This is a genomic window from Phenylobacterium sp. (assembly GCF_016124325.1).
Lineage (GTDB): Bacteria > Pseudomonadota > Alphaproteobacteria > Caulobacterales > Caulobacteraceae > Phenylobacterium.
Window position 1 is genome coordinate 29,438 of record NZ_WGNY01000006.1, and the last position, 12,282, is coordinate 41,719.

9 protein-coding genes are annotated in these 12,282 nt (G+C 70.3%); 7 read left to right on the forward strand and 2 right to left on the reverse strand.

The genetic code is table 11. The features are described from left to right. The first annotated feature begins 13 nt into the window (after nucleotides 1-13). From GC203_RS02025 to uvrA, 5 genes are all read left to right on the forward strand, one after another. The gene (locus GC203_RS02025; protein ID WP_293450815.1) at nucleotides 14-1,312 is read left to right on the forward strand and encodes a glycosyltransferase; all 1,299 of its coding nucleotides are present in this window, start codon (nucleotides 14-16) and stop codon (nucleotides 1,310-1,312) included. Nucleotides 1,313-1,410: 98 nt separating this feature from the next. Then, the gene (locus GC203_RS02030; RefSeq protein WP_293450817.1) at nucleotides 1,411-1,881 is read left to right on the forward strand and encodes a DUF1203 domain-containing protein; all 471 of its coding nucleotides are present in this window, start codon (nucleotides 1,411-1,413) and stop codon (nucleotides 1,879-1,881) included. Between the two features lie 111 nt (nucleotides 1,882-1,992). Then, on the forward strand, nucleotides 1,993-2,310 hold the full coding sequence (locus tag GC203_RS02035) for a hypothetical protein (RefSeq protein WP_293450819.1): 318 nt from the start codon (nucleotides 1,993-1,995) through the stop codon (nucleotides 2,308-2,310). Nucleotides 2,311-2,387: 77 nt separating this feature from the next. Beyond that, on the forward strand, nucleotides 2,388-4,364 hold the full coding sequence (locus GC203_RS02040) for an oligopeptide transporter, OPT family (RefSeq protein WP_293450821.1): 1,977 nt from the start codon (nucleotides 2,388-2,390) through the stop codon (nucleotides 4,362-4,364). Between the two features lie 162 nt (nucleotides 4,365-4,526). After that, nucleotides 4,527-7,427 carry an excinuclease ABC subunit UvrA gene (gene uvrA, locus GC203_RS02045; protein WP_293450823.1) on the forward strand — a complete coding sequence of 967 codons (2,901 nt, stop codon included), beginning with the start codon at nucleotides 4,527-4,529 and terminating at the stop codon, nucleotides 7,425-7,427. Here uvrA and GC203_RS02050 read toward each other — a convergent pair. After that, the gene (locus tag GC203_RS02050) at nucleotides 7,424-9,226 is read right to left on the reverse strand and encodes a DUF885 family protein (protein WP_293450825.1); all 1,803 of its coding nucleotides are present in this window, start codon (nucleotides 9,224-9,226) and stop codon (nucleotides 7,424-7,426) included. The genes uvrA and GC203_RS02050 overlap by 4 nt on opposite strands. A 53-nt stretch (nucleotides 9,227-9,279) precedes the next feature. Between GC203_RS02050 and GC203_RS02055 the strand changes: the two genes are divergently transcribed. Further along, nucleotides 9,280-9,891, forward strand: a complete 612-nt coding sequence (locus GC203_RS02055) for a glutathione S-transferase family protein (protein WP_293450827.1) — start codon at nucleotides 9,280-9,282, stop codon at nucleotides 9,889-9,891. Here GC203_RS02055 and GC203_RS02060 read toward each other — a convergent pair. Beyond that, on the reverse strand, nucleotides 9,888-10,751 hold the full coding sequence (locus GC203_RS02060; protein ID WP_293450829.1) for a hypothetical protein: 864 nt from the start codon (nucleotides 10,749-10,751) through the stop codon (nucleotides 9,888-9,890). The two genes, GC203_RS02055 and GC203_RS02060, sit on opposite strands and share 4 nt — an antisense overlap. A gap of 126 nt (nucleotides 10,752-10,877) precedes the next feature. Here GC203_RS02060 and trmFO point away from each other — a divergent pair, with 126 nt between their 5' ends. Next, nucleotides 10,878-12,281 (forward strand): methylenetetrahydrofolate--tRNA-(uracil(54)-C(5))-methyltransferase (FADH(2)-oxidizing) TrmFO, encoded by a 1,404-nt coding sequence (gene trmFO / locus GC203_RS02065; protein ID WP_293450831.1) that lies wholly within the window; start codon nucleotides 10,878-10,880, stop codon nucleotides 12,279-12,281. Nucleotide 12,282 lies beyond the last annotated feature (1 nt).

Sequence of the window (12,282 nt, forward strand, 5' to 3'; positions counted from 1 at the left end):
CCGGACCACCCCCATGACCAAGACCCCGAAATCGTTTCTGTTCACCCTCTGGGAAGGCGGCGGCAACGTCGCCCCCGCGCTCACCGTCGCGCGCAAGCTGGTCGCCCGCGGCCACCGCGTCCGCGTGCTGGGCGACGCCTGCAACCGGCCCGAGGCCGAGGCCTCCGGCGCGACTTTCATCTCCTGGACCCGCGCGCCCAGCCGTCCGGATCGCACGCCGGCGACCGACGCCTCTCGCGACTGGGCGTACGAAGGGCCTGAAGGCTTCGTCCAGGTGATCTCCGAGGTGTGGGCCGGTCCGGCGCTGGCCTATGCCGAGGATCTGATGGAGGAACTGGCGCGCGAGCCGGCCGACCTGGTGGTGACCAGCGAATTCCTGTTCGGCGTGCCCGTCGGCTGCGAGGCCGTGGGCCAGCCGTTCGCCATTCTCCAGGCCAACATCAGCCTGTCGCCGATCCCGGGCGTGCCGCCGGTGGGGCCGGGCCTGCCCCCCGCCCGCACCGAGGCCGAGCGCGCTCAGCACGCCGAGATCGCCGCCATGCTGGTCGAGGTGTTCGACAGCGGCCTGCCCGCCGTCAACGCCGCCCGCGCCGCGCTGGGCCTGAAGCCGCTGACGCATCTGGTCGACCAGGACAAGGCCGCCGTCGCCAACCTGCTGGCCACGGCCCGGGCGTTCGACTTCGCGCCCGAGACCTTGCCGCCCAGCTATAAGTATGTCGGGCCCCAGCTCGACCAGCCGGCCTGGGCCAAGCCCTGGACCTCGCCATGGGACGCCGGCGACACGCGGCCGCTCGTCATGGTCGGCTTCTCGACCACCTTCCAGAACCATGCGGCCGTCCTGCAGCGGGTGATGGACGCCGCGGCGGACCTGCCCGTCCGGGTGCTCGTCACGCTCGGCGGCAGCATCCCCGCCGAGGCGCTGGACCCGCCCGCCAACGCCCGCCTCGTCGAAAGCGCGCCGCACGACCTCGTCATGCGGGAAGCCGCGGTCGTGGTCACCCACGGCGGACACGGCACGGTCACCCGCGCCCTCACGCATCGGCGCCCGCTGCTGGTCGTCCCCCACGGCCGCGACCAGAACGACAACGCCGTGCGCGTCGCCGAGCGGGGCGCCGGCCTGTCGCTGCCGCCGACGGCGAGCACGGAGGAGATCGCCAAGGCGCTCCGTCGCCTCCTCCGCGAACCGGCCTTCGCCGCGGCCGCCGTGCGCCTGGGCGAAGCGGTCGCCCGCGAAGCGCGCGAGTCCCCGGTGGTCGAAGTGCTGGAAGCCGCCGCGGCCGAGGCCGTCCGAAGGGAGCCTTGCCTGGCCTAGCCTAGCCTCCGGGCTCGCGGCTTTCGGACATGTGTTGGGATGGCCACATTGGCCTCGCGCGGCGGTCGATCGATGTTCCTGGCCACAGGAGGCCAGCCATGTCGTTCACCGTTACCGGGCTCGGAGTCGAGCCGTTCCAGCCCCTGTTCGGCCTATCGGACGAGGCGCTCGCCGAACGCGGAATCCTGCGCCACACCGCGACCTCGGACCAGGGTTTCCCGTGCCGCATCACGCTGGAGGACGCCCCCAGGGGCGAGACCCTGCTGCTGATGAACTACGAGCATCAGCCGGCCGACACGCCCTTCCGCGCGAGCCACGCCATCTACGTGCGCGAGTGCGCCCGCGAGACCCGACGCACTGTCGACGAGATTCCGCCAGCCCTGGCTGTCCGGCCGCACATCTCCCTGCGCGCCTTCGACGATCACGGGATGATGATCGACGCGGAGGTCGCGCCGGGATCGGCCCTGGCCGAGCCGATCGAACGCCTCCTGGCGGTTCCCGGCGTCGCCTACATCCAAGCGCACTACGCTGGCATGGGATGCTATGCCGCCCGCATCGAACGGGCCTGAGGCGCATTCTCCGTGATCCAGGCCCCGAATTAACGGGGCGCCTGAAGGAAGCTGAAACCAAAGTCATATTAGACCGTTGCATGAGAGCAACCCCAATCGGAGGACACTCTCTTGCCCCGCTCGGCGCGGCGCATCGCCGCCGCTTTCGCCCTGACGCTCGCCGCCACCCCCGCTCTCGCGGGCGGGCTTCCATCGCAGGCGGCCAAGCAGCCCGACCGGACGAGCGCGCAGACGGAAAAGCCGGCGGTGAGACTGGCGAAAATCCCCGAGCCGCACGCACCGCTGCGCCAGCCGCTGCAGATGCGTCGCAGCGGCGCTTTCGAGGGCGGCGCGCGGCTCGACAGCCAAATCCCCGCCAAGGACGACTGGTTCGACGATCAGGGCCTCAGCCTCGACGCCAACGGTCTCGCCTACAAGATCAGGTTCTAGCCGCCCCCACGCCTTGAGCCGCGCCGGAACTCGGGGTCTAACAGGCTCCAGCGGTTGGCTTCCTGGAGTTGGGCTGAATGACGGCTTTGGCGGCGGAAGGCTCGGCCCGAAGGGTGGAGCTCACGGTCCGGGGCGTTCTGCTCGGCATCCTGATAACCCTCGTGTTCACGGCGGCCAACGTCTACTTGGGCCTCAAGGTCGGCCTGACCGTCGCCACCTCGATCCCCGCCGCGATCATCTCCATGGCCCTGCTGCGCGGGTTCAAGGACGCGACGATCTGGGAAAACAACATCGTCCAGACGGTGGCCTCGGCCGCCGGCGCCATGGCGGCGGTGATCTTCGTCCTGCCCGGCCTGGTGATCCTGGGCGCATGGACCGGCTTTCCCTTCTGGACCACCTTCGGCCTCTGCGCGATCGGCGGGGTGCTGGGCGTGATGTACACGGTGCCGCTGCGTCGCGCGCTGGTGACGCAATCGCCGCTGCCCTACCCCGAAGGCGTCGCCGCCGCCGAAGTCCTCAAGGTGGGCTCGGGCGTGCGCGGCGACAGCGCCGAAGCGGCCGCTGACGGCCAGCTGGGGCTGGCGGCGATCATCCTGGGATCGGTCGGCTCCGCGCTCTATGCGCTGGCGGTCGGCACGCGGGCGCTGGCGGGCGAGGTGGCGGGCTATTTCCGCTTCGGCGCGGGCGGCGCGACGGGCGCGGGGCTCTCCATGTCGCTGGCCCTGGTGGGCGCCGGCCACCTGATGGGCGTCGCGGTGGGCATGGCGATGCTCGCCGGCGTGATCATCGCCTGGGGCGTGCTCGTGCCCATCCTCACCAGCCTGCATCCCGACCTCGCCGCCTCGGCCGCCGACGCGGCGGGCGCCATCTGGACCAGCAAGGTCCGCTTCATCGGCGCGGGCGCCATCGGCGTCTCGGCGATCTGGACGCTCGCCAAGCTGGCCGCCCCCGTCTGGCGCGGCCTCCTCGGCGCCCTGGCCGCCCAGAGCGCCCGGGCGGGCGGCCAGGGCGTGGCGCGCGCCGAACAGGACATCCCGATCGGCGTCGTGGGCGCGGTCTCGGCGCTGTGCCTGATCCCGATGGGCCTGCTGATCGCCAACTTCCTGGGCCAGGGACCGCTGGCGCCCCTGACGGTCCCCCTGACCATCGCGGCGCTGGCCTATATCGCCGTCGCCGGGTTCCTGGTGGCCGGGGTGTGCGGCTACATGGCGGGGCTCATCGGATCGTCCAACAGTCCCGTCTCGGGCATGGCCATCCTCTCGGTGCTGGGCGCCGCCCTCATCGTGGCCGCCATCGGCGCCGGGCTCACCCTGGGCGATCCGCAGCCGTTGACCGCCTTCGCCCTCCTGATCACCGGCGCGCTCATCGCCGTCGCGGTCAGCGCCAACGACAACCTCCAGGATCTCAAGACCGGCCAACTCGTCGACGCCACGCCCTGGCGGCAGCAGGCGGCCCTGGTGGTGGGGGTGATCGCCGGCTCGGCCGTGATCCCGCCGATCCTGGACCTGCTGAACCGCTCGAACGGCTTCGCGGGCGCGGCCATGCAGGGCATCGCCAACGACCCCCTGCCGGCGCCGCAGGCCACCCTGATCTCCACCATCGCCAAGGGGGTCATCGGCGGCGACCTCGACTGGAGCCTGATCGGGATCGGCGGCCTGATCGGCGTGGGGCTCGTGATCGTCGACGAGCTTCTGCGCCGCACGAAGAAATACAGCCTGCCGCCGCTGGGCGTGGGCATGGCGATCTACCTGCCCGCCACCCTGACCCTGCCGGTGGTGTTGGGCGCCGTCGCGGGCTGGCTCTACGACCGCCGCGTCGGCAAGCGCCCCGACGGCGAGTCCGCGCGCCGCCTCGGCGTGCTGGCCGTCTCGGGCCTGATCGTGGGCGAGAGCCTGTTCAATGTCGCGCTGTCGGGCCTGATCGTGGCGACCAACAAGGGCGCGCCCCTGGCCCTGGTTCCCGAGAACTTCCCGGCCGCGCCGATCCTGGCCCTGCTGGCCTACGCGGGCGTGATGGCTCTGCTCTATGGCTGGGCGGGACGGCGGCGGGCCTAACCCGTTCCCCCTGCTGACAACGTGGTGTCAGCAGGCCGCCCTCGCGCAAGGGGCCGTCGCTTTGTTCCCTATGCGTTCCCGTGTTATGCGTGAGTCCCGTCACCTACATTAGGCGGTCTCGCCGAAGGACCCTTCGCGAGCCTTCCGTGTTTCCGGGACAGCATGGCCGACCACCAGAACTTCATCCGCGTGCGGGGCGCGCGCGAGCACAACCTCAAGGACGTCAGCGTCGACATCCCGCGCGGCGAGCTGGTGGTGCTGACCGGACTGTCGGGCTCGGGCAAGAGCTCGCTCGCCTTCGACACGATCTACGCCGAGGGCCAGCGGCGCTACGTGGAGAGCCTGTCGGCCTACGCGCGCCAGTTCCTGGAGCTGATGAGCAAGCCCGACGTAGACCTGATCGAGGGCCTGTCGCCGGCCATCTCCATCGAGCAGAAGACCACCAGCCGCAATCCGCGCTCCACCGTCGGCACGGTCACCGAGATCCACGACTACATGCGCCTGCTCTGGGCGCGGGTCGGCGTGCCCTACTCGCCCGCCACCGGCCTGCCGATCGAGAGCCAGACCGTCAGCCAGATGGTCGACAAGCTGAACGCCCTGCCCGAGGGCGTGCGGATCTACCTGCTGGCGCCCGTCGTGCGCGGCCGCAAGGGCGAGTACCGCAAGGAATTCGCCGAGTGGCAGAAGGCGGGCTTCCAGCGGGTGAAGGTCAACGGCGAGTTCTTCCCTATCGAGGACGCGCCGACCCTCGACAAGAAGTTCAAGCACGACATCGACATCGTCGTGGACCGCCTCGTCACCCGCGACGGCCTCGAGAGCCGCTACGCCGACAGCCTCGAGACGGCGCTACGCCTCGCCGACGGCATCGCCGTGGCCGAATGGGCCGACAAGGACCCGGGCGAGGAGGAGCCGCGGCGGATCATCTTCTCCGAGAAGTTCGCCTGCCCGGTCTCGGGCTTCACGATCAGCGAGATCGAACCGCGGCTGTTCTCGTTCAACAATCCCTACGGCGCCTGCCCCGTGTGCGACGGCCTGGGCGCGAAGCTGGCCTTCGACGCCGACCTGATCGTGCCCGACAAGGACAAGAGCCTGCACAGGGGCGCCATCGCCCCCTGGGCCAAGGGCCCCTCGCCGCTCTACACCCAGACGCTGCAGGCGCTGGCGCGCCACTACGGCTTCTCGATGGACGAGCCGTTCTGGAAGCTGCCCGAACAGGCCAGGCAGGTGGTGATCCACGGCTCGGGCGACGAGAAGATCCGCTTCGTCTACGAGGACAACGCCCGCAAGTACGAGGTCAACAAGACCTTCGAGGGGGTGCTGCCCAACCTGGAACGGCGCTGGCGCGAGACCGACTCGTCCTGGGTGCGCGAGGAACTGGGCCGCTACCAGTCCGAGACGCCGTGCACGGCCTGCGAGGGCTTCCGCCTGAAGCCGGAGGCGCTGGCCGTGAAGATCGCCGCCCGGCACATCGGCGAGATCTCGCGCCTCTCCATCAAGCACGCCCAGGAATGGTTCGAGGGGCTGGAGGGCCAGCTCACCGATAAGCAGATGGAAATCGCCCGGCGGATCCTGAAGGAGATCAACGACCGGCTGCGGTTCCTGGTGAACGTGGGCCTCGACTATCTCAACCTGTCGCGCAACTCGGGCACGCTGAGCGGCGGCGAAAGCCAGCGCATCCGGCTGGCCAGCCAGATCGGCTCGGGCCTGACGGGCGTGCTCTATGTGCTGGACGAACCGTCGATCGGCCTGCACCAGCGCGACAACACCCGCCTGCTGGTGAGCCTCAAGGGCCTGCGCGACCTGGGCAATTCGGTGCTGGTGGTCGAGCACGACGAGGAGGCGATCCTCACGGCCGATCACGTGATCGACATGGGCCCCGCCGCGGGCGTCCACGGCGGCCACGTGATCGCCGAGGGCAAGCCGGCCGACATCATGGCCAATCCCAAGAGCATCACCGGCCAGTACCTTTCGGGCGCCCGAGAGATCGCCGTGCCCGAGAATCGCCGGCCGATCTCGAAGAAGAAGGTGCTGCGCGTCATCGGCGCCACGGGCAACAATCTGAAGAACGTCACCGCCGAGATTCCGGTCGGGACCTTCACCTGCATCACGGGCGTCTCGGGCGGCGGCAAGTCGACCTTCACGATCGAGACTCTCTACAAGGCCGCCGCGCGGCGCCTGCACAACGCCTCGGACGGCCCGGCGCCGCACGAGCGGATCGAGGGGCTGGAGCACTTCGACAAGGTCATCGACATCGACCAGAGCCCGATCGGGCGCACCCCGCGATCGAATCCGGCCACCTACACCGGCGCCTTCCAGCCGATCCGCGACTGGTTCGCCGGCCTGCCGGAGGCCAAGGCGCGAGGCTACGGCCCTGGACGCTTCAGCTTCAACGTCAAGGGCGGCCGCTGCGAGGCCTGCCAGGGCGACGGGCTCATCAAGATCGAGATGCACTTCCTGCCGGACGTCTACGTCACCTGCGACGTCTGCCACGGCCGGCGCTACAACCGCGAAACCCTGGAGATCCTCTTCAAGGGCAAGAACATCGCCGATGTGCTTGATATGACGGTGGAAGAGGCCGCCGACTTCTTCAAGGCCGTCCCACCGATCCGCGAGAAGATGGAGACGCTGAAGCAGGTGGGGCTCGGCTACATCAAGGTGGGCCAGCAGGCGACCACGCTGTCGGGCGGCGAGGCCCAACGGGTGAAGCTCAGCAAGGAGTTGTCGCGGCGGGCGACCGGCAAGACGCTCTACATCCTCGACGAACCTACCACCGGCTTGCACTTCGAGGACGTGAAGAAGCTGCTGGAGGTGCTCCACGAACTGGCCGACCAAGGCAACACCGTCGTTGTCATCGAGCACAACCTCGACGTCGTGAAGACGGCCGACTGGCTGGTCGACTTCGGTCCCGAGGGCGGCGACGGCGGGGGCGAGATCGTGGCCCAGGGCTCGCCCGAGGACGTCTCGGTCAACCCCAGGAGCTGGACCGGCCGCTATCTGGCCGAGCTGCTGGAGCGGCAGCGCAAGCGCAGCGGCGCGAGGAAGAAGGAACTCGCGAGCGCCTAACCCGCCACCCGCGCCAGGGCCTCCATCGGTACGGGCCCGGCGCGCAGCACGGCCTCGTGGTAGTCGCGCACGTCGAAGGCCGCGCCCAGCCGCTGGCGCGCCGCCTCGCGCACCCGCAGCAATTCCAGCCGCCCGACCATGAAGGCGCAGGCCTGGCCGGGATAGACGCAGTAGCGGTCGATCTCCCGCTGGGCCGAAGCGGGCTGTTCGCCGGCGTTTTCCACCATCCAGCGGGTCGCCTCGGCGCGGCTCCAGCGCTGGTGGTGCAGGCCGGTGTCGACCACGATCCGGGCCGCGCGGAACAGCGCCGACTGCACCGCCCCGATCCGGCCGAACGGGTCGTCCTCGTAGGCGCCCATCTCGACCGCCACCTGTTCGGCGTAGAGCGCCCAGCCCTCCACGTACGACGAGAACTCGGCGAAGTGCTTGTAGAGCGGCGCATCCGCGCCCGCCGCCTTGCGGAACACCGCCGCCTGCAGGTGGTGGCCCGGGTCGCCCTCGTGGCACAGCAGGGTCTTGAGCCGCCAGGTGGGCCATTCGGCCGTGGTCTTCAGGTTGATGGAGATGACGCCGGGCCGCGAGCCGTCGGCCGGCGGAGCGTCGTAGAAGGCGCCCGGCGCCCCCGCCTCGATGGCCGTCGGCGTCCGCTGTACGACAATGTCGCGATCCGGCAGGGTGCGGAACGCCCGCGGCAGCAGGTCCTGGACGTGGGTGAGCTGGGCGCGAGCGTACTGCAGCACCCTGGCGCGGCCAGCGTCGTCGTCGGGCATGAGCAGGCGCGGATCGTGATCGAGCGCCTTCACCCGTTCCGCCACGGTTCCCGCGGTGAACCCCTGCGCCCGCAGCAAACCGTCCAGCTCGGCGCTCAGCTCGGAGAAGGTCGCCAGACCCAGCTGGTGCATCGCGGCCGGCGGCGTCGCCACGGTGGTGTTGGAGCGCAGCGCCAGCGCGTACCAGGCCTCGCCATCGGGCAGCCGCCAGACGCCGGCCTCGGACGTCGCGCCGGGCTGGAGCACCGCCAGCGCCGCCATCTGCCGCGCTATGGCGGGCGCGACCTCGGCCTGGAGGATCTTCCGGGCCCCCGCCCCGACCGCGTCCGCCTCCGCCCCGGCGCGGCCCGCCGGGCCGTCGGCCAAGGTCGCAGCCATCCCCTCGCGCAGGTCCGCGAGCTGGCCGAGCGTGCGGGCCAGGATGAAGTCGGGCGGCGCCACGCCGGCGGCGGCGTCGATCCGGATGCGCGCCGTCTCGCCGTCCAGGGCGCCCGCGAAGGCCGAAAGACGCGAGAGATAGGCCTCAGCGTCGGCGCGGCTTTCGATCCGGGCGCGCCCGAAGTCCTGCGGCAGCCAGTAGTAGGCGCCCGACATCTGGCTCACCACGTACGGCCCCGGCCGCAACGCGTGGTCCTGGAAGCCGTACAGCGGCGACATCCGCGCCAGCATCTCGCAGGCGAAGGCGGCGCAGTCGAAATCGGTCTGCATGGCCGGCGACAGCGCCGCGCGGTCGACCGCCGCCAGCTCGCCCCGCCACCGCCGGGCCGCGTCGGCGGCGGCCGCCTTGCCGGCCGGCGAACGGTCGTCCAGCTTCGCCCGCGCCGCCTCGCCGCGCGCGCCGGTCAGCAGATTGGCCGCCGCCTCAGGCGACAGCGCCAGATATTCGTCCATCTGCCGGGCCAGCAGCGCGGCGAGCCGGGCGTCGGCGTCGGGCGTCGCCGCCCGGACACCCGTGGCCGCCACGGCCGCGGCGCCCAGGCCGGAAAGGACGGAACGGCGGCTGGGCATGGCGAACTCCGGACTGGTCACTTGAAGGTCCTGCTCATAGCCTAGCCCCGTCCGCCAATCGACCGGAGCCCCGCATGATCCTCTATGGCGCGCCGAACCCGGCGCCGAACCCGCGGCGTGTGCGCATCTTCCTGGCGGAGAAGGGGATCGACCTGCCCGAAACGCCGGTCGACCTCATGAAGCGCGAGCACAAGAGCCCTGAGCACCGGGCGCGCAACTCGCTGGGCCAGGTGCCGACCCTCGTCCTCGACGACGGCGCGGCGATTTCCGAGACGGTGGCCATCTGCCGCTATCTCGACGAGTTACATCCCGACCCGCCGATGTTCGGGGCCACGCCCGTCGAGCGCGCGCTGACCGACATGTGGATCCGGCGGATCGAGTTCGTGGTGATGAACCCGGTCGGCATGTTCTGGCGCCACGCCCACCCGCGCACCGCCGCGCTCATCAAGCAGCACAAGGACTTCGGGGAATCCAACCGGGAGAACTACGCGGGTGGGCTGAGCTGGCTGGACCGTGAGCTGGCCGAACGGCCGTTCGTCGGCGGCGAGGCCTACGGCATGGCCGACATCTGCGCGCTGACGACCGTGGACTTCGCCGACTGGATCGGCCTGCCCCTGCCCGAGAAATTCTCGAACGTGAAGGCCTGGCACGAACGGGTGAGCGCCAGACCCAGCGCGACCGCCTAAAAGGCCTCCGGGTCGGCCTCGCCGGTGATCTCGCGATAGGCCACCGCGGTCGGCGCATAGATCATGACGATCTGCAACACCTGCAGCAGGAACTGCATGATGAGGGTGAGCACCGCGGACAGCGCGGTCACCACATTGAGGTGGGTCATGTCCTGCAAGGCGTCGCCGCCGCCGGACACGGCCACGAGGATCACGCTGATCACCGCGAAAACGACCCAGACCATCACATAGCAGATGGCCGCCAGCAGCAGCATGCCCAGCAGCGGCCAGTAGTGGCCCTTGGTGCGGCCCCACGCGTCGGCCAGCGAGATCTTGCCGGTCTGGAACACGGTGGGCAGCAGCAGCGACAGGCGCACGCCGACCCAGAACACGAAAGCCAGGGCGCCCAGCACCACCACCGCCGTGGCGATCGGGCCCGACTGCCTGGCCGCCTGGTAGAGCACGATCCCCACGATGGCCGTCGCCACATAGATGCCGACGCAGAGCAGGTTGGCCAGCGTCAGGCGCAGTTCGTCGCGCCCGACCTTGAGGTGCGCGAAGCCGTGCTCGGACGGCCGCAGAACCAGCCGAAGAACCCCGGCCGTCATGATCGACCAGAGCAGCGCCGATAGCCCGAGCACCAGCAGGAACGCCGGCAGCGAGTGGGCGAGCAGTTCGCTGATGTCGTCGAGGTCGCCGCTGAAGAAGCCGTCCTTGCGCGCGACCGCGATGAACTCCGGCCCCAGGGTGGCGGTCATCACCAGGAAGATCAGCAGCAGGCCGCCGAAATAGACGGCGCTCCAGGCGAGCAGCATGCCGGGGTGGGTCCTGGACAGCCGGAACCCCTCAAGGGCGGCGTCACTCGGCGAAAAGCGGCTCATCCACATCCCCGGTCGGATCTGCGCACGCGACGATTCGGCGATCCGTATGAGTGCAATCTGCTACGGCTGCGCCGTCATTCAAGGCCCCGCTCGCGATCCCGCCCGTTCGTTGCTAGTTAGCCACGCATGTCGATGAAGCCTGTTCACGTGATCGGCGGCGGTCTGGCCGGCTCGGAAGCCGCCTGGCAGCTCGCCCGCGCCGGCGTCCCGGTGGTCCTCCATGAGATGCGGCCCGTGCGCGGCACCGACGCGCACAAGACCGACCAGCTCGCCGAACTGGTCTGTTCCAACTCGTTCCGCGCCGACGACTGGGCGGGCAACGCCGTGGGCCTGCTGCACGCCGAGATGCGCGCGCTCGACTCCGTCATCATGTCGGCCGGCGACGCCCACCAGGTGCCCGCGGGCGGCGCGCTGGCCGTGGATCGCGACGGCTTCTCGCTGGCCGTCACCGAGCGGCTGGAAGCCCATCCGCTGGTGGCCATCGAAAGGGGCGAGGTCGCAGGCCTGCCGCCGGCCGAGTGGGACAGCGTGATCGTGGCGACCGGCCCCCTCACCTCGCCGGCGCTGTCCGATGCGATCCTGGCGCTCACCGGCGAAGGCCAGCTCTCGTTCTTCGACGCCATCGCCCCGATCGTGAACTTCGACTCGGTCGACATGGACGTGGCCTGGCGCCAGTCGCGCTACGACAAGGAAGGCCCGGGCGGCGACGCGGCCGCCTACATCAACTGCCCGATGGACAGGGACCAGTACGAAGCGTTCATCGACGCCCTGCTCGCCGGTCCGAAGTCGGAGTTCAAAGACTGGGAGCACGTGCCCTACTTCGACGGTTGCCTGCCGATCGAGGTGATGGCCGAGCGCGGTCGCGAAACCCTGCGGCACGGTCCCATGAAGCCCGTGGGCCTGACCAACGCCCATAAGCCCGATGAAAAGCCCTGGGCGGTCGTTCAGCTGCGCCAGGACAATGCGCTGGGCACGCTTTGGAACATGGTCGGCTTCCAAACCAAGCTGAAGCACGGCGCCCAGAGCGAGATCTTCCGCATGATCCCGGGCCTGGAAAAGGCCGTGTTCGCCCGCCTGGGCGGCCTGCACCGCAACACCTTCATCAACTCGCCGCGCCTGCTCGACGCCTCGCTGCGGCTGAAAGCCGACCCGCGCCTGCGGTTCGCCGGCCAGGTCACCGGCGTCGAGGGCTATGTGGAAAGCGCCGCCGTGGGCCTGCTGGCCGGCCGCTTCGCCGCCGCCGAGCGCCTGGGCCGGCCGATCGAGGCGCCGCCCGCCACCACGGCCCTTGGCGGCCTGGTGGGCCACATCACTGGCGGGCACCTGGAAGGCGGTTCGGGCTCGTTCCAGCCGATGAACATCAACTACGGGCTCCTGCCGCCGATGGCCCCGCCCAAGCGCGACGCCGAGGGCCGCCGGCTGGGCGCCAAGGAGAAGACCCGGATCAAGAAACGGCTGATGGGCGAGCGCGCCCTGGCCGACCTGAAGGCCTGGGCCGAAGGCGCGCCGACGCTGGAGCCGGCCGAGTAGG